General features: G+C 41.9%; 29 protein-coding genes, 1 pseudogene and 1 riboswitch. Of the genes and pseudogenes, 6 read left to right on the top strand and 24 right to left on the bottom strand.

Features of this window, described 5'->3' with window-relative positions; translation table 11 throughout:
- The first annotated feature begins 169 nt into the window (after positions 1 to 169).
- Positions 170 to 1,387, top strand: a complete 1,218-nt coding sequence (locus P855_RS0117275; protein WP_028784743.1) for an MFS transporter — start codon at positions 170 to 172, stop codon at positions 1,385 to 1,387.
- 739 nt (positions 1,388 to 2,126) lie between these two features.
- Here P855_RS0117275 and P855_RS0117265 read toward each other — a convergent pair.
- From P855_RS0117265 to P855_RS0117190, 16 genes and pseudogenes are all read right to left on the bottom strand, one after another.
- Complete coding sequence (locus P855_RS0117265; RefSeq protein WP_028784741.1) at positions 2,127 to 2,549, bottom strand: GNAT family N-acetyltransferase; 423 nt, start codon at positions 2,547 to 2,549, stop codon at positions 2,127 to 2,129.
- Between the two features lie 185 nt (positions 2,550 to 2,734).
- Positions 2,735 to 3,091: a cupin gene (locus P855_RS0117260; protein WP_028784740.1), complete on the bottom strand. Its 357-nt coding sequence runs from the start codon at positions 3,089 to 3,091 to the stop codon at positions 2,735 to 2,737.
- A gap of 39 nt (positions 3,092 to 3,130) precedes the next feature.
- Positions 3,131 to 3,727: a kinase gene (locus tag P855_RS0117255; RefSeq protein ID WP_051353296.1), complete on the bottom strand. Its 597-nt coding sequence runs from the start codon at positions 3,725 to 3,727 to the stop codon at positions 3,131 to 3,133.
- A 29-nt stretch (positions 3,728 to 3,756) separates the two neighbouring features.
- Positions 3,757 to 4,263 (bottom strand): GNAT family N-acetyltransferase, encoded by a 507-nt coding sequence (locus P855_RS0117250; protein WP_051353295.1) that lies wholly within the window; start codon positions 4,261 to 4,263, stop codon positions 3,757 to 3,759.
- A gap of 91 nt (positions 4,264 to 4,354) precedes the next feature.
- Positions 4,355 to 4,522 carry a hypothetical protein gene (locus P855_RS0117245; RefSeq protein WP_235062677.1) on the bottom strand — a complete coding sequence of 56 codons (168 nt, stop codon included), beginning with the start codon at positions 4,520 to 4,522 and terminating at the stop codon, positions 4,355 to 4,357.
- Between the two features lie 200 nt (positions 4,523 to 4,722).
- Entirely contained in the window at positions 4,723 to 4,911 is a 189-nt protein-coding gene (locus tag P855_RS21900; protein ID WP_235062676.1) for a hypothetical protein, read from the bottom strand.
- A gap of 104 nt (positions 4,912 to 5,015) precedes the next feature.
- Positions 5,016 to 5,999: a ring-cleaving dioxygenase gene (locus tag P855_RS0117235; RefSeq protein WP_028784736.1), complete on the bottom strand. Its 984-nt coding sequence runs from the start codon at positions 5,997 to 5,999 to the stop codon at positions 5,016 to 5,018.
- A 195-nt stretch (positions 6,000 to 6,194) separates the two neighbouring features.
- Positions 6,195 to 6,604 (bottom strand): annotated as a pseudogene (locus P855_RS21240) (VOC family protein).
- Between the two features lie 29 nt (positions 6,605 to 6,633).
- Positions 6,634 to 7,656, bottom strand: coding sequence for an ABC transporter permease subunit (locus P855_RS0117225; protein ID WP_028784735.1), 1,023 nt, complete (start codon positions 7,654 to 7,656; stop codon positions 6,634 to 6,636).
- Positions 7,653 to 8,525: an ABC transporter permease subunit gene (locus tag P855_RS0117220; protein ID WP_028784734.1), complete on the bottom strand. Its 873-nt coding sequence runs from the start codon at positions 8,523 to 8,525 to the stop codon at positions 7,653 to 7,655. The genes P855_RS0117225 and P855_RS0117220 overlap by 4 nt, the downstream gene beginning before the upstream one ends.
- A 110-nt stretch (positions 8,526 to 8,635) precedes the next feature.
- On the bottom strand, positions 8,636 to 9,058 hold the full coding sequence (locus P855_RS0117215) for a DUF1801 domain-containing protein (RefSeq protein ID WP_028784733.1): 423 nt from the start codon (positions 9,056 to 9,058) through the stop codon (positions 8,636 to 8,638).
- A gap of 56 nt (positions 9,059 to 9,114) precedes the next feature.
- Positions 9,115 to 9,573 (bottom strand): ASCH domain-containing protein, encoded by a 459-nt coding sequence (locus P855_RS0117210; RefSeq protein WP_028784732.1) that lies wholly within the window; start codon positions 9,571 to 9,573, stop codon positions 9,115 to 9,117.
- Between the two features lie 152 nt (positions 9,574 to 9,725).
- Positions 9,726 to 10,151 carry a DUF2935 domain-containing protein gene (locus P855_RS0117205; protein WP_028784731.1) on the bottom strand — a complete coding sequence of 142 codons (426 nt, stop codon included), beginning with the start codon at positions 10,149 to 10,151 and terminating at the stop codon, positions 9,726 to 9,728.
- A 238-nt stretch (positions 10,152 to 10,389) separates the two neighbouring features.
- Positions 10,390 to 11,562 (bottom strand): chromate efflux transporter, encoded by a 1,173-nt coding sequence (chrA, locus tag P855_RS0117200; protein WP_028784730.1) that lies wholly within the window; start codon positions 11,560 to 11,562, stop codon positions 10,390 to 10,392.
- A 20-nt stretch (positions 11,563 to 11,582) separates the two neighbouring features.
- Entirely contained in the window at positions 11,583 to 11,888 is a 306-nt protein-coding gene (locus tag P855_RS0117195) for a PadR family transcriptional regulator (protein ID WP_028784729.1), read from the bottom strand.
- Positions 11,889 to 12,020: 132 nt separating this feature from the next.
- Positions 12,021 to 13,223 (bottom strand): MFS transporter, encoded by a 1,203-nt coding sequence (locus P855_RS0117190; RefSeq protein ID WP_028784728.1) that lies wholly within the window; start codon positions 13,221 to 13,223, stop codon positions 12,021 to 12,023.
- A gap of 148 nt (positions 13,224 to 13,371) precedes the next feature.
- Between P855_RS0117190 and P855_RS0117185 the strand changes: the two genes are divergently transcribed.
- The gene (locus tag P855_RS0117185) at positions 13,372 to 13,755 is read left to right on the top strand and encodes a RidA family protein (RefSeq protein WP_028784727.1); all 384 of its coding nucleotides are present in this window, start codon (positions 13,372 to 13,374) and stop codon (positions 13,753 to 13,755) included.
- 148 nt (positions 13,756 to 13,903) lie between these two features.
- Here the strand turns inward: P855_RS0117185 and P855_RS0117180 are convergent, their stop codons facing one another.
- Both P855_RS0117180 and P855_RS0117175 read right to left on the bottom strand, forming a co-directional pair.
- Positions 13,904 to 14,497, bottom strand: coding sequence for a YpjP family protein (locus P855_RS0117180; protein ID WP_028784726.1), 594 nt, complete (start codon positions 14,495 to 14,497; stop codon positions 13,904 to 13,906).
- A 155-nt stretch (positions 14,498 to 14,652) separates the two neighbouring features.
- Positions 14,653 to 15,042 carry a hypothetical protein gene (locus P855_RS0117175; protein WP_051353294.1) on the bottom strand — a complete coding sequence of 130 codons (390 nt, stop codon included), beginning with the start codon at positions 15,040 to 15,042 and terminating at the stop codon, positions 14,653 to 14,655.
- Between the two features lie 150 nt (positions 15,043 to 15,192).
- Between P855_RS0117175 and P855_RS0117170 the strand changes: the two genes are divergently transcribed.
- A complete protein-coding gene (locus P855_RS0117170; protein ID WP_028784724.1) occupies positions 15,193 to 15,681 on the top strand; it encodes a DUF2243 domain-containing protein in 489 nt (162 codons plus the stop codon).
- 34 nt (positions 15,682 to 15,715) lie between these two features.
- Entirely contained in the window at positions 15,716 to 16,450 is a 735-nt protein-coding gene (locus tag P855_RS0117165) for a cytochrome c oxidase assembly protein (protein ID WP_235062675.1), read from the top strand.
- A 49-nt stretch (positions 16,451 to 16,499) separates the two neighbouring features.
- On the opposite strand, the gene P855_RS0117160 is transcribed toward P855_RS0117165, so the two are convergent.
- Both P855_RS0117160 and P855_RS0117155 read right to left on the bottom strand, forming a co-directional pair.
- Positions 16,500 to 17,885: an NADP-dependent glyceraldehyde-3-phosphate dehydrogenase gene (locus tag P855_RS0117160; RefSeq protein ID WP_051353293.1), complete on the bottom strand. Its 1,386-nt coding sequence runs from the start codon at positions 17,883 to 17,885 to the stop codon at positions 16,500 to 16,502.
- A gap of 221 nt (positions 17,886 to 18,106) precedes the next feature.
- The gene (locus P855_RS0117155; RefSeq protein WP_028784721.1) at positions 18,107 to 18,337 is read right to left on the bottom strand and encodes an excisionase family DNA-binding protein; all 231 of its coding nucleotides are present in this window, start codon (positions 18,335 to 18,337) and stop codon (positions 18,107 to 18,109) included.
- A 175-nt stretch (positions 18,338 to 18,512) separates the two neighbouring features.
- On the opposite strand from P855_RS0117155, the gene P855_RS0117150 reads away from it, so the two are divergent.
- Positions 18,513 to 18,767 carry a hypothetical protein gene (locus tag P855_RS0117150; RefSeq protein ID WP_028784720.1) on the top strand — a complete coding sequence of 85 codons (255 nt, stop codon included), beginning with the start codon at positions 18,513 to 18,515 and terminating at the stop codon, positions 18,765 to 18,767.
- 275 nt (positions 18,768 to 19,042) lie between these two features.
- Here P855_RS0117150 and P855_RS0117145 read toward each other — a convergent pair whose 3' ends face one another.
- Both P855_RS0117145 and P855_RS0117140 read right to left on the bottom strand, forming a co-directional pair.
- Positions 19,043 to 19,489, bottom strand: coding sequence for a hypothetical protein (locus P855_RS0117145; RefSeq protein WP_161628830.1), 447 nt, complete (start codon positions 19,487 to 19,489; stop codon positions 19,043 to 19,045).
- A 122-nt stretch (positions 19,490 to 19,611) separates the two neighbouring features.
- Complete coding sequence (locus tag P855_RS0117140) at positions 19,612 to 20,388, bottom strand: class I SAM-dependent methyltransferase (RefSeq protein WP_028784718.1); 777 nt, start codon at positions 20,386 to 20,388, stop codon at positions 19,612 to 19,614.
- A 160-nt stretch (positions 20,389 to 20,548) separates the two neighbouring features.
- Here P855_RS0117140 and P855_RS0117130 point away from each other — a divergent pair, with 160 nt between their 5' ends.
- Positions 20,549 to 21,376 (top strand): ABC transporter ATP-binding protein, encoded by an 828-nt coding sequence (locus tag P855_RS0117130; protein ID WP_028784717.1) that lies wholly within the window; start codon positions 20,549 to 20,551, stop codon positions 21,374 to 21,376.
- Between the two features lie 98 nt (positions 21,377 to 21,474).
- Here P855_RS0117130 and purU read toward each other — a convergent pair whose 3' ends face one another.
- Together purU and P855_RS21235 are read right to left on the bottom strand one after the other, a co-directional pair.
- Entirely contained in the window at positions 21,475 to 22,377 is a 903-nt protein-coding gene (gene purU / locus P855_RS0117125; RefSeq protein ID WP_028784716.1) for a formyltetrahydrofolate deformylase, read from the bottom strand.
- Between the two features lie 191 nt (positions 22,378 to 22,568).
- Positions 22,569 to 23,045 carry a YkvA family protein gene (locus P855_RS21235; protein ID WP_084315747.1) on the bottom strand — a complete coding sequence of 159 codons (477 nt, stop codon included), beginning with the start codon at positions 23,043 to 23,045 and terminating at the stop codon, positions 22,569 to 22,571.
- Between the two features lie 174 nt (positions 23,046 to 23,219).
- A riboswitch (SAM riboswitch) is annotated at positions 23,220 to 23,330 on the top strand.
- The last annotated feature ends 51 nt before the right edge of the window (positions 23,331 to 23,381 follow it).

Genomic DNA, 23,381 nt, shown 5'->3' with positions numbered 1-23,381 from the left:
GTATCGTAAAATAAAAGTTACCAACACATAGGAGGTAATTTCACATGCTAAAAACATTTATCAGAATTCCTAATCTACTGCCAGGAGGGAGAGTACGTTAGAGCATATTTGAGCTCGCCTCTTAACTCCTGCATACCAAAGAAATAACCAACTATAGCAGGAGGAAAAAATGAAGAAAAATACGTTAGCAGCTCATAACATTAAATTTTTATTCTTATCAAAAATTTTCGGCAGCATCCGGTTTATTGCGCCGGTATTGACTCTTTTTTACTTTTCACGTGGATTGGATGAAACACAAATACTTTTTGTGATGACATTCTTCAGTATAGGAGTTTTAATAGGAGAGATTCCAACAGGCATATTTGCCGATCGCTTTGGTGCAAAAACATCTTTTTTATTCGGATCATTGCTCGGAATCGGTAGTCACGCTTTATTGCTTGCTGCTTATGAACCCTGGGTGTTCTTTGTCAGCAGTGCACTTACTGGTTTGGCAGCCACTTTTTTCAGTGGTGCCGATGAAGCGTTAATCTATGAATCATTGACATTATCCAATGAACAGAACCGCATGGACAAAGCTATGGGTCAGATTGGTTCCGCTACTTTTTTAGTATACATTATCGTAGTGATCATTGGGGCAATTTTAGCTAAGGATTTGACGAACGAGCAATTCCAACGTTTGATTCTGCTTGGTGTTGTTTTTATGTCGGTTGAGTTTGTGTTACTGTTGTTTATTAAAAATCCACCCCGGCAAGGTAATTACACCGAACATGTGCATTCCCAGTTAAAAGAGGGGTTTCTTGCCATTAAGAAAAACCCTCAAGTGCTCTGGATGTTCATGAATGTTTCCCTTGTTTTCATTCCAGCTGCAGCCATCTTTGAAAAATTCGATCAGAAATTATTGGTGGACGCCGGTCTTGCGGTGTACTTAATCGGTATCGTATATGCAGCTAGTGCGTTCAGCGGGTTTGTCGCTTCGCACACGATTGGCTGGATGACCGGAAAAATCAGCCGGGTAACACTATTATTCATAACTGGTATGCTTGCTGTTGCTGCCCTGGCCGCAGTAGCTGTTTTCCATGCTTACTTGTGGGTGGTATTAGGTGTGTTACTCGTGCTGAAGGTAGTCAACGCCATAAGGTATCCCGTTTACTCCCAGCTATCCAACGATATCATCCCTTCTAACGTAAGGGCGACTACCATATCGCTCTTATCGATTTTGGATTCCGGGTTTGATATTATCATTTTTCTATCGGTAAGCGGAATGGCATTATCAGGCTTTACACCGATGTTCCTGGCTTGCGCAGCTATCGCTTTAATCGGCGTAATGATTCCGGTTTTGCCAAAGAAAGAGGGCGTGCAAGCCACTCCACTTAAAAAGCACTCGTAATTGCTAGAGGTCACTGAAAAAGTCCTTTATAACCTTAAGGGGCTGTCAACGTTTGTTGTTGATTCTCACGAATCGCTTGTCGGTGGATGCTTGCCGCGGGCACGGCCTCAGCTAACTTGGTCAAGAAGATCACTTGACCAAGTGGATCTTCGACTCGCGCTGTTCCCGCAGGCGTCACCACCGAACGCTCACCGTGGAATCAACAGAGATATAACGAAAAAGAGAGACTTTCTTTGATTTATAAAAGAAAGTCTCTCTTTTTCTTGTACAATGAAAGTAATACATAAAAGTGAGGGATTCGATGTTAGACCGTCAATTATCCATGAATTTAAGTCAGTACGAATGGCGATTTTCACAGCTAATGTGAAACGAACCGTTAAACTAATGAAGGAATAAAGGTAGCAAACCTTTTTTAAATTCTAGTTTTCAAAGATCTTCAGTTCTTCAGTGGCCTCGAATTGCTACGAGTGTTTTTTCTTACTAAAATGACTGTCAGACTTCTATTTTATTGGCTAATTACGATATTTATAAGCATTATTGTGATTATTCGCACCGATGTGAAACTTCTTTTTGCCCGAGGGGCAAAACAAAGCGGATTTGGCCGTGAACTTGGTATGCAGGCTATCGATATGTATACTGACACGAAGCACAAATTTCTTCTATTACATTTAAGAGACCAGCCAATAAGATGGAAAAAGATTAGTGATCTTGTATAAGTAACCTCCTGTTAAGCACAAACCTATTCAGTCAACCGCTTTTGTAAGAAGTATTGATTAAAGCCCTCAGGATGGTCTTCAATTACGCCGAATACTTGATATCCATTGTTCTGATAAAAATCGGGAGCCTGGAAACTGAATGTATCTAAATAAATCAGCCTGCATTCACTTTCGACGGCGAATTCTTCCAGTTTTCTAAGTAACTCCCTCCCATACCCTTTCCCCCTTAAGCTTTTATCAACCCAGAGAAAATCAATATGCATATGATACCAGAACATGTTGCCGGTGATGCCACCCTTCACGATTCCTTCCTCATCTTTCAACATGAAACCAATTGTTTCATTAGCCGTTTTAATATGGTCAGGTAACTGCTCCATATTATGTTCGATCACTTTCTTCTTCACCAGGTCATAGTCTTCCCTGGTCCAATTATCTACTATTCTCATGAGTTAGATTCTCCATAATATATGTGTAGCACCCTTCCACTTGAGCAATAATAGTTCATATTTCTGCTCCTTCGCATGGTTCTGCCTATAAGTCAAAAAAGCAGTGAGCATAATATGTAAGCCACTGCTCTATCACTGCTATTTTACTAGGAACCAAATCTCTGCTTTGTTTGTCAAAGAAAGTATTACCTTTTAAGTAAAGTCATATGAGAAGGGTTTAATTCCTCACCTTCGATTACAATAGCCATCAACCCATGTTCAGATTGCGTTTCATGCCATTCGTCCTGCTCCCAGAAAATAGCTGTTCCACTTTTTACATGATGAAATACTTTATCAGTTCCACATACTTCCCCTTCACCACTAACGATAAGCATGATCTGGTCAACAACCGCTTGATGATATCCTATTTTTCCTCCAGCTTCCAAATGCATGGCTCCTATATGTAGAGGGTTTTCTGTTTGCAAAATACGGCTCATCATGAAATCTGATTCAAATTTGGTAATCGAATGCCCTGCTTTTTTATCAAATCGGTAAAAGTCCAAGAGATTCCTCCCTTTTCTATGGCGATAATGCTGTTCACTTCAGCCATCTACGACCATATCGGCATTTTCTATCGGCTGCTCCTTATCGATATAATATTCTTCTGCTTTCCAGTAGCGGTTGATGAACTTCGAGATATTCGCTCTGATTGCCTCTTTCTCTCGAAGGAACCTTTTTTCCCGTGGACAATCAAGATATACCATATAATCAAAGTATTCTTTCCATTCACTTCTTTGAAGAAATACTCCTTCGATGATAATGAGACCATTTTCCGGAAGGGTGATCGTGCGTCTTTGGCTTGTATCCGAGTCTTTATCATAAAAGTCCAATGTCACCTGAGATAAATTCCTGATCTTTTCAAAGAGTTCTTCGCGTAAACCCATTACATTCCACTGTAAACGATAATATTCATACCATTCTTCCTGACCAGTATCATAACGTTTTTCCCGTTCCACAATATGATCATCCATATGGATTGTCCGATAAAGAATATTCTCCGCTTCAAGCCTTTCCCCCAGTTCGTTGGCAAAAGTGGTTTTACCAGAACGGCTTAAGCCATCTATTCCTACTACGTATCTTTGATGATCAATTACCTTGTCTTTAATAAAATCTGCCAGTTTATCGACTTCTGCTTTCAACACCGCTCACCTGCTTCACGCTTACTGTTCTAATCCTTCGCGTAGACGTAAACTTCCTGTCCAGCCAGCACCATTCTCTTTTCCAGATGCATGCCGATTTTCTGTGCCACATGGCGGGAAGCCATGTTGGCAGGCTGGATGATGGCGATGAACCGTTTAATACCTAGCTGGTAGTGACCATAATCAAGGAATGCCTTGGCTGCTTCTGTCGCATACCCTTGTCCCCAATAGTCACGCGCAATCCAATAACCGATTTCAATTTCCTCGGCGCCATCCAATTCCCGGGGAACCAGACCGGCATGTCCTACCGGAACATTATCTTCTTTCCTGACGAGAACCTTAAAACCCATATCCTCGCCATGCTCATATGTACGATAAATCCATTTTAAAAACTCTTTCGCTTCATCCTTGTTTTTCGGAGTTCCCTCACCGATATAACGGACCATCTGAGGGTCTGACAGCATACCTGCAAGGAAATCCATATCTTCATCTTCATAGGAACGGACATCTAATCTTCTTTCTGTATAAATTTGCATTTTCTCTAAACACCTCTGTTCTCAGTTTTCTGGTTGTAGTCGTTCTTCTTTATCACCGAATGCTTCAGCTTTTTTGGAAAAAACCAATTTCTTAATTATCTAAATCATTATCCAGAAAAGAAGCTTTCAGACTTTGTTTTATCTCATCCTTCTCTTCTATCGATTGACCGATTTTAGAACTGTTGATACCATCTCTAACAGCCATTTTCACTACCAAATAAAAAATAACAATAGAAAATATGTATAATAAAACTCCCATAAAAAAATCCTCCAGCATTATCAGTGATTCTTTGTTGCATTAAGCCGTATACTTTTCTTAATCAAGAGGAACATGGCAACTATCAGAGCAATAGGAATTCCCATGCCATTATCTCTCCTGCTATTACCATAACAATAGAGGTAATACTCAAAAAGCATTTCACCTCCCAATCTGTTGTAAGTTGAACAAGACGCGTGCTATTATCCAATTTTGTGCGGGTATTCGATACGAATGGAAACAATTTCTCCACAGTTGACACAATAGGTGTAAATTTTATTGGAGCCCATGCTCATTGGTTTACCCAAGGGTCTTACATGTGTGTAATCTGTACCTTCCACAAGTTTCGTTCCACTGCATTTCGGGCACTTCTCCTTGCTCAACCACACCATCTCCTTATTTAATTTTTATACTCGCTTATTAATAAATTCTCCTTTTCCCTTTTAATTCCTGCAAAAAGGCGCCTTCTTATTTCAAGAAGACGCCTCTAAGTCTATTATTCATATTCTTTTTCAATATTTTTTGTACTTCTTACGGTATCAATTGGCCGTACTTTAGCTTCAATGGCTTCCCGCTTCGGCTCCAGGAATGGAGGCAGGGATAATTTTTCTCCTAAAGTTTCATAGGGTTCATCCCCCATGAATCCAGGTCCGTCGGTTGCGAATTCAAATAAGATTTGCGGAGCCACATTGCTATATAGAGACCCAAAGAAATGGCGATTGACATAGCCGGATGTCCGGAAGTTGAAGCTTTCCATTCGCTCCTGCCATTCGTCAAGTACGGAGCGGTCTTCCACCCGGAAGGCAGCATGGTGAACCGTGCCGAACCCTTGGCGAGCAGGTGGCAGAACTGTATTATATTCGACAACTACCTGACCGCCATTACCGCCTTCTCCTACTTCAAACAAATGGAATGCGCCGTCCTGACCGATTTCTTTAAATAGCAGCACTTTCTCCATCATTTTTTTGAAATAATCGATATTGTCGACACGAACAAACAGCGGCCCTAACCCTGTAATCGCATATTCTAACGGAATCGGTCCATCCTGCCAAGGAGTGCCTGGAGCTACGCCATTGTCATTTTCATCAGAAATCAATTGATATTGCTGGTCGTCAAAATCAACGAACGGAAGCACTTTCTTGCCAAACAGTTCCTTGATACCTTCATGCTTCACTTCCAGTCGATCAAAGCGCTTCACCCAGTAATCAAGCGCTGCATCATCGGGTACGCGAAATGATGTTTTAGCTATTTCGTTTGTACCATGGGTACCTTTTGGAATTCCAGGAAAATCGAAAAACGTCATATCGGTTCCCGGGCTCCCTTTATCGTCAGCAAAAAACAAATGGTATGTGCGGATATCATCCTGGTTGACCGTCTTTTTAACAAGACGCATACCGAGCACGTAGGTGAAGAATTCATAGTTCTTTTCCGCACTGCTCGTAATCGCTGTAACGTGATGGATTCCTTTTAAATTATTCATGGTCATGCCTCCTGTTTCCATTGTAACTATCTGAACATCTGAATTACTTCGATTTCAAGATAAATATAATACGTTTAAAATACACTGTCAAACTATAAACTTCAGCTGGTTCCAGTAAACCAATTGGCAAAAAAACTCCTCCCATCAGTAAATGAATGGGAAGAGTTATGAATCGATTGCATAGAAAGTTACTTTTTATTGCTTTCTCTTTTTGAAGGCAGGGCTTAACTCGCTCCATACATCAAATAGATTTTCATCCAGGTCCCGGAATACAAAATTGTTTCCTGGATGCCCGCGGTCCTCTATTTCCCCCACCCTTACTCCTTTGCCTCTTAATTCTTTATGTAGTGCTTCCAGCGCATTCCATCCATCCACTTCAAATGTCAACGAAAAGTGTTCCTTTCCTTTCTGGTCTATGAAATTAGCTGTCTCGTTTTCTTGCGTTTTCACTAAAAAAAGCTCTGGTCTGCTAGATTGATAATTGCTTTATCTTCATCTTGATAGCTTAATTCGGCATCCAAAATATTCACATACCAGTTTTTGGCTTTCTCGACATCAGCAACTGGAATATACGTAGTCCCTACTCGCAATAGTTTTTCTTTCATCATTACGCCATCCTTCCTTATCCATGGTTTTACTTATGTGAATTTGATCCACTTACCATCATAAAATTAGACGGATCCATTTGTGGCTCCGTGCTCTTTTCTGTTTGTGCCTTATCCCTTAGCCCTGCAGGAAGGAGTGCAGGGGTTATGATATTCTTCACTCCACGAGCGATTCCCAGGAGAGAAAGAATGAACAATACAAGAAAAATCAGTGGAATCCCTACTAACCAGGGTGCATGAGTCTGTAGATTATAATAGTACATACCAATCAGTGAAGCCCAATCGTAGGTGACAGGAACCGGACGGCCTCCCATCAAACTGTAATCTACCAGCGTTCCGCCAAAGAAGAGTTCAAATACTCCTAAATGGGTCATTACTAATATGGCTTGAATCGTTTGCCTGGTAAACAAGTTAATGAAACTCTGCTTCAAGTGAGGGAACAAGTGGTAGCGGAATAAATGGTATGGCTTCCCTCCTAACACTCTACTGGAGATGACAAAATCTCTTTTTAAAATCACGCTCGTTTCACTCGCAATCAATATAGCAGCAGGTGGAATCAGCAACATGCTGATCACCAGCACCTCCAAAGTGAGCCGGAAAGCAAGGCTTGTCGGAAACCCCTCAAACGGCTGCCAAAGCAAAGGCTTTAATAAGTTATAAGCAATAAGTGAGGCAGGTATAAAATACAGGACAGAAATAGTATTTTCTACTATCTTGGCTGTCCCTTTGAACTTGAAACCAAGAGGTACCCCGATTAAAAAAGCAATAAAAAAGCTTACCAGTCCAATGGAAAAAGCACCTAAAATCGTGTATTTGGCACCCTTCAATATATAATAAATAAGATGATTGCCATTAAAGTCTGTCCCCAGAATAGAATAGTCGAAAGGAGCGAATGGGGCACCGATCATATTATTATCGTTATCATATAGATAAGGTGTTTTAGCTACGTAAGAATCAAAGAAACCCATATGGATAAAACTTGCCGCCAACATCACAACAACAAATCCAAGACCAGCTACCAGCATCGGTTGTCTGACAATTATCTTCATCATAAGGAGACTTCCTGCTTCGTTGACAAGTAAAGTGCTAACTCAATCACCTTAAGAAATAGGTAAATTGGAATGAAGAAAAGTAAAGCTGTCACGAAGAATACCGGAGGCTGTGAATAATCTAATAAAAATGATGTCATTCCAAGATTGTTGAACAAGTACTCAATGATCAAAAGATTGCTGATCAAGATACTGACCAGAAACTTCGCCTGGTAGGCCAGCCGGACGAGCATATTTCTCAAAATGTGCGATAACAGTATGTAGGATTTAGTCAACCCCTTGCTGACAGCAAGTTCATAATAATGTTCTTTCCGTTCTTCTTCCACCAGTTCCAGCATGGATTGGAAGAAATACATCGTCGGCAGTACTGCCAATACTACCGCTGGTGCCAGGACAGCTTCTTCTGCACCAGCACCTGAAACTTTCGCAACATTCATCCCCGTTTTCTGATACAGCCAGACTAATAGCATTTGTGCTGCTACTACAAACACTATATCTGGAATGCTTTGCAAAAAAGAGGTTGTAGCCACAAAACCGTTATATACCTTTTTCGAAGCTCGCCATAAAAGTATCGTTCCAAGTAGCGCGATACAAAATGAAGCAGAAAGAGCGATTCCCAGAATGGTCATGGAACTTCTGAATGCGTTGAATATGAAAGGAAATAAATCTCTTTCAACCCCGGATGTCGGGTTGACATATATCAATGAACCCGGCTCCATCAATTGCTTCCAGACATCAGTGAACACTTGTAAACCAGGCCAGACAAACCCCTCCACAGACATGAACATAGGTGAAACGCTTACAATAAATATCCCAATGATTAAAAAGAGAGGCTTAGTCACCTCTCGTGCTATGTATGAACCCCATTTCATCGATGTATCCCCCGTTAACAATCTTTTCCTTTTATCTTATAGGAAGCTCGTCCTACTGACCACCCTAATACATGAAAAAAGGCTGTGATTCAATCAGCCCTATCTTTGAATTATTGATCAGGATATGTCTTTTTCAGGAAGTTCACAGATTGATCGATCAATTTTTTTAATACCTCAACATCTACATCAGTCAATTTATTGATATAGACACACGCTTTTCCTTTGGTATGTTTGCCGAAATCTTGCAGCAGCTCTTCGTTATCATCTCCTGTGGCAAAGTACAGACTTATCTTCGCTTTCCGAGGAGAAAAACCGACCAATGGGGCGTCACCTTCATGTCCGGAAGCGTATTTATAATGATAGCTGCCGAAGCCGATAATACTCGTTCCCCACATCTTGGCATTATACCCAGTCGTTTTTGTAAAGATGTCTAATAACTGGCAGGCATCCTCCCGTTTCTTCGGGCTTTCCACACTTCTAATAAAATCAAGAACACTGTTATCGTTTTGCTTGGTTTTCAGTTCATATGCGATAGTCCACACCCTCCTTCCAGTGAAACTTTGGGTATAATACTAGGGGAAATCGTTGATTAACAGTTTTTATAAACGTCCACTAATTCAAATCGCTCGCATACGAGCAGCATATTCTCAGAAAACTCCATTCCGACTTCGTGTAATTCTCGTCTAAAAAATCTTTCGTGAGCCTCCCACCAATAACGATAGGTCCTATCGCCTTCTCCCTCTGCGATTGCAAACTCTTCCGACACCTCATTCATCGGCAATATTTCTACTTGTATGGTTTTAATAATGGCAACTGGTAAGTCCTCATTGTTCAAGATGATGCTATATTCCCCAACTGCCGGGATAGGCTCACTTTCCAATTCATAAAAAACATGCCCGGAGCAAGTAGCGGTTTTATACCCGTCAATCACTAATTGCGCCAGCTCATCCGGATCAGCTCCAAATTGCCAGGCGGTGACAGGAGTTGTCTTTTCTTCGGGATGTTCGAGTAAATAGTCATTCCAGTATTTTTGTGCTGCCTCATTCATATCCAGTTCTCCTTATTTGGTGATTTCTCTCAACTCTCCCCCTCACCCTCCTCAATAAAGGTAATAATTTAGTTATTCTACTATTTTCCTGTAATCCCCTTTTAATGTGATAAAAAAAGTGCACCCCATATCAACAGGATGCACTGATAATTCTAACACTGGTACAGGATTGTCTGGGCGATCCCAATAAAATATTCCGATTCGACCATGATATGGTTCAATACTACTTTGGCGGTCGGGTTATTGCTGATGGGTTCGCTTTCTTCCATCAAGCTGCGGCAGAAGTTGATGAATTGCTGGCTTTGCAAGAGACAAAATGAGACAAGCTGCATAATATCCTGGTATAGATTTGCTGTAACTTGTCCTTTCGATCGGTTTACTGTTTCAATATATCGTACTACTTGCTGGTGAGCGACCGCGAAATCTTTTTCCCACTGGGTTAATGCTTGTACATAATTTTGTTCCAGGTTAGGTACTAATTCCCGAATGACGACGGTATGCTCCTCTTCCTGGTGTTTCCAAAACTCTGCTTCGTCAAGGACACGCAATGGCATTTGGTGTCCATAGTAAAATTGCATAGACGTACCCCTCCATCCTATTTTTCTCTTTTACTATATGAAGGGTTGTGACAAAAAAAGAACCAGTAACCGGGGAGTCTGATCGCCAGCCTTTATCCTTGCTTTTTTATACTGCAGTTGCTTGTTTCTTATTATTGATAACGAAATCATCTAATTTGAGATTGACCGGGTTGGCGATCGTATCGTGAAATGTTGAGCAATACATCCGATAAAAAAGCAGCAGGTGAACTGCAGCTTTTTAAAAATTAATGAAACTAAAGAGATAACCCCCTGCCACACCAAGAATTACAATCATCCAGGCAGGAACTTTCCAAATATTCAATAATGCAAACAGGATGGCGCCTAGTGCAAAATCAGCGGCATCAAAAATAGAACTTTTGATTACTGGATCGTAAAATGCCGCCAGTAATATGCCCACCACGCTGGCATTGACACCCATCAGAATGCCTTGGAAATCTTTTCTTTTACGTAATTCGTTCAAGAATGGTAAAGCAGCTATAATCAATAGAAAGGAAGGCAGGAAGATACCAACAGTTGCAACGATCGCGCCGGGTATTCCTTCTATCATCGTTCCCAGGTAGCTGGAAAAAGTAAATAACGGGCCAGGTACTGCCTGTGCCATTCCATATCCAGCCAGGAATTCATCCGCAGTCAGCCACCCCTGGGGTACAACTTCCCGCTCGATCATTGGAAGCACGACATGACCGCCGCCGAAGACCAGGGATCCAACACGGAAAAAAGTATCAAAAATGCTTAAAAGCGGATTATCTGTCATTTTTGTTATCACCGGCAATATAACAAGCGTAAACACCAGGATTCCAAGCGAGGTGATTCCAAGCTTTTTAGAAATATTCACCTGGAATGTCTGTACTTTTGGTTCTGCTTTGTCACTGAATAGCTTTATCCCGAGCAACCCAGCAGCTACGATAATGATGATCTGCATCCAGGCGGAAGGATATAACAACATGATCGCTGCTGCAACAAGAGCGATTGCTATTCGTGTTTTGTCCGGAGTCAGCTTTTTCCCTAATCCGATTAATGCATGTAGTACCACCGCCGCCGCCACTACTTTCAAGCTGTGGATGAACCCAGCGTCGCCTAACGTAAATGTCTGGTACAACATTGCAAAAATAATGAGTACAATAATTGAAGGTACAGTGAACCCGAACCATGCAACAAAACCACCCAGGATACCTCCCCGCAGCATGCCGATGGATATACCTACCTGTGAACTTGCCGGTCCCGGAAGAAACTGGCACAAGGCAATGATGTCTGCATAAGTTTTGTCGTCAAGCCATTTCCTGCGATCGATGTACTCATCTTTGAAATAAGCCAGATGAGCGACCGGCCCACCGAAGGAAGTAAGACCAAGTTTCGTTGATACTGCTAAAATTTCCAAGAGTCTTTTCATCGTCTTTTGTTACCTGCCTTTCACTTGATTTCTTTAAATAATTCATAAGCTTTCGCGCGGGCCTCTTCGAGAATGGTCTCTCCATGGGTGGTAATCCGGTAATATTTTCTGATTTTCCCGTTGACATTTTTTTCTTCTTTATCTAACAAGCCATCGACTTCCATATGATGAAGGATTGGGTACAATGTTCCTGGACTGATATCATAGCCATGTTCCCGAAGTTCTTCCAGTATCCATGATCCATATATAGCTTCTTCTTTTGCATGGTGCAGAATGTGAATATGAATGAATCCTAAAAATAATTTCCGCAAAATTTTATTATCCAATTAATTATCCCTCCCTATATCGAATTCCGATAACGAAATACGATATTGATTATATACATAACTAGCCGTCTGGTCAACAATAAAATGCTCAAGCGTAATACCTGAGCATTTTAAATAGGTTTTAATAAAGTTTTAAACGGTACGTAAGTATGTCCGGCGCCCCCATACCACCCCTGGCACCAGTAAGATGGCCAGGGCTATGACCCCGAACCAGCCAATTGCTCCCCATAAAAACCCGGTGAATGTCCCGCCTGCAGCCACACCGATATAGTAGCTTACAAGATAGATACTGGATGCTCCCCCTTTATGGTGGGTAGCAGCCTGATTAACAGAAGCTGCCACCATCGAATGGACGACGAAAAAACCGAAGCACATCAGTCCGAGACCTGCATAAATGAGTGGAACGACCGGAACAGCAGTCAGGAGAATTCCAGTAACCATGACAAGGACACTCGTAACCACAACCTTGGCCATACCGAAGGAGAGGGATAATTTACTGGCTGCAGGGGAGCTGACAAGCCCCAAACCATAAGCGAAATAAGCGAATGTAATCGTACCGATCGACAAATAGAAAGGCTCATCACTTAAGTAAAATGGTAAATAGGTCCAGATACCAGTAAACGTTAATTGTATGACAATCCCCATATAAAAAGCAGGAATCAGGTTTTTATCTTTTAAGTGGATGAACATTCCCGCCAAGTCGTCCTTGATAGGAAGGTCGCTCGTTTGAAAGTTTCGCGATTCGGGCAGCAGGATTAAGAACGCTATAAAAAACAACGCTTCTAATACAAAGAGCAGCCATAAGGCAGCCTGCCAGGAAGCAAACTCAGATATATAACCAACGAATACCCTCCCGAACATGCCGCCGACTGCATTGCTCGCTATATAAAAAGAAATCCCGATTCGGACGCTGCGCTGTTCAAATTCCTCTCCGATATAGGCAATAGCTGCTGCCGGTAATCCAGCAACAAAGAACCCCTGTATGAACCGCAAAATTAATAGAAGCGAGAAAGATTCCAGGAAAGGCATGATGAATAACGGGATGATGGAGAGGAGCATGGTGACTTTCATCAGTTTCACCCTGCCCCAGCGATCGGACAGCAAACCAAATACAAGCAGCCCAATGATTAAGGAAACGATGGTAAGGGAGATTAACAGACTGGATGCGGTAGGCGATACCTCAAATTCCCTGGTGAATATCGGCAGGATTGGCTGCAGCATATAAATGTTGGAAAAAGCCATGACCGAAGCCGCTGCAAGTGCTATGATCGCCATCCAAAAAGGTCTATCCTTGGAGGTATAGCCATTTTTATATGTACGCTGTTGGTTTCCCACAAAATCACTTCCTATCACACTATTGTATATGAAAATATCATTTCGTTCTTCTCACTACAAGAGTTTAAAGGACCAAAGTCAATCGATTCCGAATTTTTAAGACTCATGTTAGGATAGAACTAATCATACATAGAAGGAGTGACCATTCATGTTGAAACCAATTGCTACAAATAAAGCCCCGGCTGCTATCGGTCCCTATTCGCAGGCTGTCGATGTCGGAGATGTCATCTATATTTCCGGCCAGATCCCACTTGACCCATCCACCCAGGAGTTCGTCTCAGATAATGTGAAAGAGCAAGCTGAGCAGGTCATGAAAAATCTCGGAGGTATCCTGGAGGAAGCTGGCCTTGATTACAGCCATATCGCAAAAGCAAACATCTACCTTGACTCCATGGACGATTTCGCTGTCGTTAATGACGTATATGCCAGCTTTTTGAGCGAGCCTTACCCTGCCCGCGCAGCAGTAGAAGTAAGCAAACTGCCAAAAGGTGCGAAAGTGGAGATTGAAGCGATTGCTGTGAAAGAAAAATAATAAAGCCGGGCCTGTGGCTCGGCTTTATTATTTGATTATCTTTATCTACTGAAAATAGGCGAGTTATTCATTGATTTAGGCGATTAAGGCTAATAATTGATCGTTTCAGTTAAAATTAATAAAAAACACCCTCTTAAGAAGAAGGTGTTCAGGCCATCCATTTTGGTGGAGTATTTTTATCCCAATAGATCTCACCGATATCATGGTGCTTTTCAAATTCATCTTTGCTCAGGTGATAATGAAAATTGAACCAGTATCCTTCGCCCGGCCGTTTTTCCCGGCGCACATCAAATCTGGCAATCTCCTCTTTGGTCCGGTAATCAGAAAGGTGAAATATCTTCTCTCCATACCCTGCCGCTGGCTGCTCTGAGATTTCATAGTATGGTACTTCCTCTTCAGATTCTTCCAAAAGAGCTGTGACCACTTCTTCGATTCCAGGCAGGATGACAGTAGCAAATTCATCTTCCACTTTGGTCGCGATTTTAGGGCCCAGCTTTGTGACCGCCTGCTCCCTGGCGCGCTCAGTCAGGACATCGATATAATCATCCGTGGATGGTTCGACGGGTATTTCTTCTTCAGGGATGACGGCATCAGCTGTCAGGTAGTCATCTTCTTTTTCCTTCGGTGAGGCCACCTCTTTTTTCGCAGGTGTTTCCGCATCAGCATAAGTCGGTGGTATATATAAACCAAGGGTAAGAATGGCAATCAATACGACTGAAACTTTTCTCAACCAGAGCTTCATATGAATTACTCCCTTTTATGTACTATCTTAAATTCTACCATGTTACAACGACTTGTCCATATACTATACGAGTTTCATAATGAAAAGTTTCAAATTCTTCTAATTTGTTTTACTAAGCTTTGAGGAACCAGTCATACGACCTGGCTCCTCTCTTCTCATATCCTCCATCTCAGCGCAATTGTCAAATGACAACAATCGACACCTTCTACTTCAGAAGTAAGCTGCAAATTGATACCATCAGGATTCACTTTCGTTTGGACACCAGAATGGATGCCCGTCGACTTCAATAAGGCATCAACTTTCTTCATATCATTAACCTGGGCTGCCTGCATCACGTCATGGGCGAATGTTTTTGATTCAGCAAGGCGGCGCAGTACAAGGCTGGCTTGATCCAGTAGTTTTTCCATAGCTGCTGCAGAATCAGAAAAAAGGCTGGAATCTACTGGAGGATAGGCCGGTTTTTCTGGATACCTCCTCGGCATATATGGATAATATTCATGGCCAGCTTGGTAGTATGGCGTATATGGATAATAGATCGGATACATGTTCATGTCTCCTCCCCTTCAATTTCACTCCTCTTAAAGTATATGCATGTTAAATACATATGGAAGTTGTCATCATTCATTTGTCTCATTGTTTCGTCTTTCCATAATTGGGATATAAATCATTACGAGTATCTTTAAAAGGAGGATCCTATGGCTAACGGCACACGAAATCCATATTATGGCCGAAATCTTTGGTCAGGCTTTTTATTCGGACTTGGTCTTGTCGCTTTCTTTGATGAAGCCGTTTTCCACCAGCTGCTGAATTGGCATCATTTTTATGATAAATCCACTACCCAAATAGGAATTATCTCGGATGGTTTCTTCCATGCCTTCAGCTGGTTCGCGACGATTGGTGGACTATTTATGTACGCCGATCTCCGCCGGCGGCGGGCGCTATGGAAAACGAGATGGTGGGGCGGCGTACTTCTCGGGCTGGGCGCCTTCCAATTATATGATGGGACAGTCCATCATAAACTCATGCAGCTCCATCAAATCCGTTATAATGTCAATATTCTGCCTTATGACCTGGTATGGAATATCACCGCAATCGTTATGGTTATTGCCGGTTCGATCATCTTGTTAAAGACACGGCGGCAGGCGGGTACGGGAGGAGTGACTAACCCACTTTCCCATGAATAATACGATCGCAGCTTTCATATTAAGTGTTCCTTTTATGTTATTGCTAGGACTGTACATGGGTGCAGTCTACTTTTCCAACCGCCATCACAAACATTGGCCATTATACCGCAGTGTCTTATGGACGGTTGGGATTTTCCTTGCCATTCTATCAGTAGCAGGCCCTTTAGCAGAGCGTGCACATGGGAATTTCACCGCACACATGCTTGGTCATCTATTATTAGGAATGATGGCCCCTTTATTGATGGCGCTGGCTGCTCCCATGACTTTACTTCTGAGAACACTTCCTGTAAAAGCGGCTCGACGAATTACAAATATACTCCGGAGCACGATGATTCGTATCCTAAGTGATCCTGTCACAGCAACGATACTAAATATCGGCGGTCTATGGCTCTTATACACGACGAATTTGTATCAGATAATGCATCACAGCTTATTCTTACATGTTTTCATACACATACATGTATTTTTAGCAGGCTACTTATTTACTATTTCGCTCCTCTACATCGACCCGATCCCGCACCGGCGCAGCTACCTGTACCGTTCGATTGTACTGGTCATAGCTGTCGCGGGTCATAGTATTTTATCAAAATTCATTTATGCTAACCCTCCTGCCGGAGTACCAGCTGACCAGGCGCAGACTGGCAGCAGGCTGATGTACTATGGCGGCGATTTAATAGATGTCATCATCATTTTCCTGCTTTGCCTGCATTGGTATCGGGCGGTACGGCCACGGAAACGTTCAGCACAAGTAACATGGCAGAATAGTTAAACGGAGTAAAGACGCCAGCCGTGAGATTACTACGGCTGGCGTTAATCATTTACATATTAAGCACAAATAGCTTATCGCGAGTCATGGATTCAATACTCCGACGGATGCCCTGTGCACCCAGTCCCGAATTTTTCGCTCCGATGAAAGGGAAATGGTCTGGTCCACGTTCGGTTTTTGCATTCAATTGAACTGAGCCGACGTGAAGCTTTCCTCCAATGTCCATTGCTTTTTGGACATCTGCTGTAAAAATACTCGCCTGTAAGCCATATTGAGATTGATTAGCAAGAGCTACGAAGTCTTTTTCATCCGTAATTCGTATGATTGGAAGTACTGGACCGAACGGCTCTTCCCAGGCGATATCCATATCAGAAGAAACATCATCTATTAGTGTCGGATGAATTAATTTGCCTTCGCGCTTGTTACCTGTTACTAATGTTGCACCTTTTTCAAGGGCGTCATCAATCAGACCTTGAACAAAGTCTGCTGCTTTGTCATCGATCAGCGGAGTCACAGCTGCATCGTCTTCCGGATTTCCAACTGTCAGCGCTTCGACTTTCTGTTTGATTTTTTCAGAAAGCTGGTCGGCGACAGAGTCAGCAACCAATACACGCTTAATGGCAGTACAGCGCTGGCCGGAATAAGAATAAGCACCGCTGACGATTTGATCGGCAGCTAGATCCAGATCAGCATCATCCAATACGATTGCTGGATCTTTACCGCCTAATTCGAGAACCACAGGAACCATTTTCGCTTTTTCTGAGATGGATTGACCGACCTCTGTGCTTCCTGTAAATGTGATCATGCTGATTTCTGGATGGGTAACAATAAAGTCTCCAATTTCAGATCCCTTCCCTGTGACCAGTTGGACAATATCTTCCGGTATATCAGTTTCAAGCAATGCATCAATCATGAGACGGCCGCTAAGAGCGCCTTGGGATGCCGGTTTAAAAACCACTGAATTTCCAGAAATCAATGCTGGGGCAATTTTTGATGCGGCTAAGTTAACTGGATAGTTGAATGGGGATATTGCTAAAACGACACCGAGAGGCTCACGGTCCGCCATCGCTATTTTATTTGAGCTTCCACCTCGGAATGAATCACCACGGAGCATGTCTCCATGAATACGGCAGCCTTCCTCAGCAGTATAGCGAATTAAGTCAGCTGTTCGTTTGACTTCTTTCATTGCTGAAGCTTTGTTTTTTCCTACTTCTTTGTATATCAACGTACCAATTTTTTCTTGCTGTTCGAGTAAACGATCGGCCCACTTATGTAGAATGTCCGCTCGCTTATATACCTCTGTTTCGGCCCAGGACTGTTGGGCTTCACTGGCCTTTGTAATTGCCTGATTGACCTCTTCTTGTGACATCAATGAAAACGTGCCGATTGCTTCTTCTCCCGCTACAGAATATACTACTTTTTCTTTCTCTACTGTCATGCTGATAATGTACCACTCCTTTAAAATTGAATTATTCTGATTATTAAGGATGCACAATCATTTCTCAAACTTCATTAAAGCGGTAACATTTCAGGTATAACCTCTTTTAGGTTAAATAGAGTGGCTTATGCTCGCTCATCCTTAGTTTTTCACGTTAATGTGATAAAGTTCCAGTTTAAGCTCTGCCAAAATAAAAAAGCAGAGCACGGAGGCTCTGCTTTTCAGTCTTCATCTTTAATGTCCGGATCAGGAGGAATTGGCTCACTCAAGTATTCCTGTATCGTAGCACGATACTTCTCCACTTGGTCAAAATAATTTGAAAACTGGTCTTTGTTAATCAAGACCTGATAACCATCATCAATCGTTTTTATTTTATTTTTTAAAACCATTTTGTGAATATAAGATACTGGGACATCCAGATATTCAGCAGTTTCCTGTATCGTCAAATACATCCGACCACCTGCCCCTGTTTTAAAATTATCACACTAATCAATCCTATGTTTTCTAAAGTCACTATGTGTGGCATCTAAAACCCTTTATTAATATTATATCACTTTATCATTTTGGTATAATCACTTTATAGAAATAACCTTATTCAGAAACAAACCCATAGAGAGTGGTGACAAAATGACAGATGAGCCCAGAAAAACTAAGTGGGAGAAAACAAGACAAGCAGGAAAAGGAAAATACATAGCCCTCTATGGATTGCTTGGTTTTGGAGGCGTGTTTGTATCCGTTTCCCTTCTGTTCCAGGCATTCCGGGAAGACAGCATTACATTTGATTATGTCGTGCAGCGTATTGTCATCGGGGTGATCGCCGGGGCTTTATATGGCTGGGTCAGCTGGCGGTCCAACGAAAAGCGATATCATGACCTCGCGTGATGTTGTTCTATAGATAAGATAGAACCGAAGCGGAGCCAAAACCTACTGTGCTCTGCTTTTTTATTGATTCTGCGCAATTGGTTATTAAAACCAGTTGTTCAACTTTGTAGATTAGTTTATCAGTCTGGGCAACATTGGCTCCTTTTTCAACTGATGATCATCTAAGGGATAATGAAAGGAAGGACCGGCCCACTGCATTTGAATTTTTCACAATCTACTCATTGGAGTAATTGATCAATATCATTCCGGGTAAAAATATTGGAGTTCAATCAATGTCAAGTGCTACTTTTATATAATATTATTGTCTCTTTTACATCCTTTTTCTCTTCATTGTCCCGCCAAATAACAGTTGCATATATCTGATCGATGTCCTCTTTATGAATAGCTTCATTACTATCTGTTCTATTTCCATTTATCGTACCAATTTGGTGTTCACCGATATCCATATCGCCCCCCGATACGGATTGGCTTTGAATTTTTTCACTCTCTCCATCAATTACCACCTGTATACTGATGGAAAAGAAATCAGAAACATACTCATCAGTATTTTTCATTGTTATTTTACCATTTCCAGCCTCATATCGCTTCCCGTCATACAGCAGCTCATAACTTTCTATCTCCCAATGTTCACTTTCGCCATCCAAAGCAAATTGGATGTGAGATTGTTGAATTTCTTCACTGCTATCCTTACATCCGCTTAGTAAGAGAATAAACAATAACAAGTACAAACTCCGTCGCGATCCCATATAATCTCCTTCCACTTCGACAAATCAAACCAAATTAGTGACTCAATTCATTATTTCCCGCGCAATAATTTTCAATTTCGCGCCGATAATCCAATTTGTTATAATATTTTGGTGGCTTTTGTAGCAATAAAGGTTTTGATGTAGTTATCGATCAGTCGATTCCCACCAAAATCATCCTCATAAAAACCAGTGATGGCAAAGCCTGCATCAATTTGGCCTTGAACCTGGTCCTCCAGTGTATGACCAAACTCGATTGTCAAATTATTATCCAGGTGACGCTGTAGTTCTTTTTCGGAAATTGCTGTTAGACCGGAAAATGGAACGGAGTGTTTTACATCGAGGATACCTTTTTCCTCCTGCTCATCATCAAATAAGTATAACAATGGATTTGTAAACCCTGATATAAGCGTACCACCAGTCTTTAACACCCTGGCAGTCTCTTTCCATACAGGCAATATATTTTCTACAAATACATTGGAAACAGGGTGGACGATGAGATCGAACGAACCATCCTCAAAGAAATGCAAGTCAGCCATATCGCCTTGTATCGCCTCCAGATACAACCCATCCCGCTCAGCCACAAACCTGTCCTGTGCCAATTGCATATCGGATATATCGACCACCGATACATCGGCACCCGCAGCTGCCAGTATAGGGGCTTGCTGCCCTCCCCCGGAAGCTAAACAAAGAATTTTGATTCCTTTTAAAGAGGATGGAAACCATGATCCTGGTACTGGTCTTTCAGTAGTGACTGTTATTTCCCACTCCCCAGCTTTCGCTTTTTCAATTGTTTCTCTGCTTGCCGGTTTTGTATAGACGACTCCATCTTCCACTTTTTTATCCCAAGCCTTTTGATTATGTTTTATCAGTTTCATATCCATCTTCTCCCTTTTCAATTAAAACTATCTCTCTTAATACTTTAGCATATAATTTCACCATTTTTTCCATAAATATCCTCCATTTTAAGAAAAAAAGTTTTTTTCTGTCCTTTCGAAAATGTGTTACCCTAACAAAAACGTCCAGGGAGGTACAGTAATGAATAGTCATATTATTTCGTTAAAAGGAATTGAGTGGAAACAGAAGGATAAGACCATTTTAAAAGATATTACCTGGAATGTTGAAAAAGGAGAACACTGGGTGCTGCTGGGGTTGAACGGCTCAGGCAAAACCTCCCTACTCAATATGATTACCGGCTACCAATGGCCGACGAATGGTGAAGTCAACGTATTAGGCATGCGGTTTGGCGAAACGAATATTCTAAAACTGCGTAAATCTATCGGCTGGGTCAGCACTTCACTGGATGAACGTTTCAAGCATCATGGCGGAGAAACTGCGAGCGAGGTAGTGTTGAGCGGGATACATGCTACCATCGGTATTTATGATGAAATCACAGCAGAAGATTTAAACAGAGCCAACCATCTTTTACAACAATTTCGAATTGGGCATCTTGGTGAGCAAAAGTTCTCTTCTCTATCTCAGGGTGAAAAGCGAAAAACCATGATTGCAAGGGCGTTGATGGCGTCACCAGAACTGTTGATTCTGGACGAGCCATGCAGCGGACTGGATATCTTATCTAGAGAAGAGCTGCTGCAGACAGTGGATCAGATGAACCGGTCAGAGGACGGTCCTACATTGATATACGTGACACACCATATAGAAGAAGTCATCCCATCGATTTCTCATGCTTTGCTGCTTCACGAGGGCAGTATAGTCGCTAGTGGAGAAAAATATAAAACGTTAAGCGAAGAAAATTTGCAAGATACCTTTGAACTTCCATTAGCTCTTGAGTGGGATAATGATCGGCCCTGGATTCGTATACAACCACATAATAATCGATCCATTGATTTTAATAATAGCTATTGACCCTCACGTTACGCCCGACAGCCAAACCTATTTTCCATAAACTGGAGGACCTGGGGTGTTAGATCTAACACCCCAGGTCCTCCAGTTTTTTACATAAGTTAATTGAATACGATTGTTTTATTTCGATGAACGAGAATGCGGTCTTCTAAATCCCATTTCACACCACGGGCAAGCACACTGCGTTCTACTTTACGTCCGATTTTTTTCAAATCTTCCGCACTGTCGCGGTGATCGACACGCATGATATCCTGCTCAATAATTGGCCCTTCATCCAGATCATTGGTGACATAATGAGAGGTCGCACCGATCAGTTTTACTCCTCGCTCATAAGCTCGCCCATAAGGGTTCGCCCCGACAAATGCCGGCAGAAACGAATGGTGAATATTGATGATTTGTGATGGATAAGTAGATACGAACTCAGGGGTCAGAATTTGCATGTAACGAGCCAAAACAATCTGGTCGATGCTGTACTCTTCCAGCAGCCGAAGCTGTTTTACCTCTGCTTCTTCGCGGATATCTTTATTGGCTGGAACATGATGAAACGGGATATCGAATGATTCAACCAATTCTCTTGCATCTTCATGGTTGCTGATGACAACCGCTATCTCGGTTACTAACTCGCCGCTCTGCCATTCCCATAACAACTCACGCAAACAGTGGAGCTGTTTGGAGACAAAAATTGCCGTTCTCCTCAGTTCATAAACGAATTTTATATCCCACTTCATGTTGAAGTTTTCCGCAATCGCCTGAAACCGGCTCTTCATTTCTTCTTCTTTTCCATGCAAACCCGGACAATCAAATTCGATCCGCAGGAAGAATGTGCCCTCATAAGCATCGGTCGTATACTGGCTGGACTCCATGATATTGGCTCCATTTTGAAATAGGAAATTAGAAACAGCCGCCACAATCCCCGGCTGGTCCGGACAGCAGATCAGCAGTCGTCCTTTATCTTTATTTGCTTCTTGAAATTTTCTTAGATGTTGGTGTGTTGTTTCAGCCATAATAATCTCCTTTACATATATTACTGTTAATGTAGTCTTTATCTTATCGCTCTATCCTATAACAAAATAAATGCGGACAGCAAATCAAAATCCCCTCACCTCCGGAGGGGATTTTGATTTGCTGTTTTACTTGCTGCATTTTGTATATATTAGCGACTTTCATACATTTATTTGCAACTGGCCCAATAAAGTTACTGAGCCTGCGATCTATTTTCTTCATCATCCTCTTTCGATTCATCAACCATAAATCTTTCATCGATATCAGCTTTACTGAAGTTTTCGCCGAAATACTTCACCATGCTGACATGGGCTTTTGCTTTGATCGACTCATCAATGTGGGAAACAACACTGTAAATAGCATAAATGATAGCAAGACTGTCATCAGCAAAACCGACGACCGGAATGAAATCAGGAATGACATCGGCCGGAAATATCAAGTAACCAAGTGCCCCCGCAATCGTCAGCTTGTCTTTTTTCGGGGTTTTTGGGCTCTTGAATGTGTAGTATAAAAGAAAACTATAGTAAGCGATCTTGGAGCCGAGTAACATTGCGTAGCGGCCCATTTTAGCAAAAAAACTGCTCTCGGAAAAATATTTACGCCCGGTTTCAACTGCTTTGGCGGGATTGAAATTCTTCAGTTTTTTATTATAATTTTTTTCTTCACTCATCATCTCATTCTCCTTTTCGTGATAAAAGTGCTTTATCTATTTTACCTTCCCCGATTACACCGTTGTCAATCATTCTCTTCTACTAGAAAATTCGAAAAATTCTCTTCTTCCCCTTGTAAAATTTATCGCTTTAGTGTAAGTTAGTGAGAACCAATTAAATACTAACTCGATTATTTCTTATCTAGAGAGGCAGAGGGACTGGCCCGTTGAAGCCTCAGCAACCACTGGTGATACCAGAAAGGTGCTAATTCCAGCAAGTTGTACCGATAACTTGGAAGATAAGAAGAGGAACTTATCATTACAAAGTCTTCTTCTTATGGGAAGGCTTTTTTTATA

Source organism: Thalassobacillus devorans MSP14, assembly GCF_000496835.1.
Classification (GTDB): domain Bacteria; phylum Bacillota; class Bacilli; order Bacillales; family Halobacillaceae; genus Thalassobacillus; species Thalassobacillus devorans_B.
The sequence above is the reverse complement of the archived record's forward strand: the minus strand, read 5'-3'. Positions and strand labels throughout refer to the sequence as shown.

Bases quoted from the DNA above. Each gene is read 5' to 3' on its own strand.
- chrA (WP_028784730.1), bottom strand. From the start codon at position 11,562: ATGAAAAGACTCTTGGAAATTTTAGCAGTATCAACGAAACTTGGTCTT.
- P855_RS0117275 (WP_028784743.1), top strand. From the start codon at position 170: ATGAAGAAAAATACGTTAGCAGCTCATAACATTAAATTTTTATTCTTA.
- P855_RS0117180 (WP_028784726.1), bottom strand. From the start codon at position 14,497: ATGAAGCTCTGGTTGAGAAAAGTTTCAGTCGTATTGATTGCCATTCTT.
- P855_RS0117205 (WP_028784731.1), bottom strand. From the start codon at position 10,151: ATGCAATTTTACTATGGACACCAAATGCCATTGCGTGTCCTTGACGAA.
- P855_RS0117175 (WP_051353294.1), bottom strand. From the start codon at position 15,042: ATGTATCCGATCTATTATCCATATACGCCATACTACCAAGCTGGCCAT.
- P855_RS0117155 (WP_028784721.1), bottom strand. From the start codon at position 18,337: ATGTATTTGACGATACAGGAAACTGCTGAATATCTGGATGTCCCAGTA.
- P855_RS0117170 (WP_028784724.1), top strand. From the start codon at position 15,193: ATGGCTAACGGCACACGAAATCCATATTATGGCCGAAATCTTTGGTCA.
- P855_RS0117235 (WP_028784736.1), bottom strand. From the start codon at position 5,999: ATGAATAATTTAAAAGGAATCCATCACGTTACAGCGATTACGAGCAGT.
- P855_RS0117150 (WP_028784720.1), top strand. From the start codon at position 18,513: ATGACAGATGAGCCCAGAAAAACTAAGTGGGAGAAAACAAGACAAGCA.
- P855_RS0117130 (WP_028784717.1), top strand. From the start codon at position 20,549: ATGAATAGTCATATTATTTCGTTAAAAGGAATTGAGTGGAAACAGAAG.
- P855_RS0117160 (WP_051353293.1), bottom strand. From the start codon at position 17,885: ATGACAGTAGAGAAAGAAAAAGTAGTATATTCTGTAGCGGGAGAAGAA.
- P855_RS0117220 (WP_028784734.1), bottom strand. From the start codon at position 8,525: ATGAAATGGGGTTCATACATAGCACGAGAGGTGACTAAGCCTCTCTTT.
- P855_RS0117165 (WP_235062675.1), top strand. From the start codon at position 15,716: ATGTTATTGCTAGGACTGTACATGGGTGCAGTCTACTTTTCCAACCGC.
- P855_RS0117185 (WP_028784727.1), top strand. From the start codon at position 13,372: ATGTTGAAACCAATTGCTACAAATAAAGCCCCGGCTGCTATCGGTCCC.
- P855_RS0117225 (WP_028784735.1), bottom strand. From the start codon at position 7,656: ATGATGAAGATAATTGTCAGACAACCGATGCTGGTAGCTGGTCTTGGA.
- P855_RS0117250 (WP_051353295.1), bottom strand. From the start codon at position 4,263: ATGCAAATTTATACAGAAAGAAGATTAGATGTCCGTTCCTATGAAGAT.
- P855_RS0117140 (WP_028784718.1), bottom strand. From the start codon at position 20,388: ATGAAACTGATAAAACATAATCAAAAGGCTTGGGATAAAAAAGTGGAA.
- P855_RS0117210 (WP_028784732.1), bottom strand. From the start codon at position 9,573: ATGAATGAGGCAGCACAAAAATACTGGAATGACTATTTACTCGAACAT.
- purU (WP_028784716.1), bottom strand. From the start codon at position 22,377: ATGGCTGAAACAACACACCAACATCTAAGAAAATTTCAAGAAGCAAAT.
- P855_RS21900 (WP_235062676.1), bottom strand. From the start codon at position 4,911: ATGGTGTGGTTGAGCAAGGAGAAGTGCCCGAAATGCAGTGGAACGAAA.
- P855_RS21235 (WP_084315747.1), bottom strand. From the start codon at position 23,045: ATGAGTGAAGAAAAAAATTATAATAAAAAACTGAAGAATTTCAATCCC.
- P855_RS0117265 (WP_028784741.1), bottom strand. From the start codon at position 2,549: ATGAGAATAGTAGATAATTGGACCAGGGAAGACTATGACCTGGTGAAG.
- P855_RS0117245 (WP_235062677.1), bottom strand. From the start codon at position 4,522: ATGGGAGTTTTATTATACATATTTTCTATTGTTATTTTTTATTTGGTA.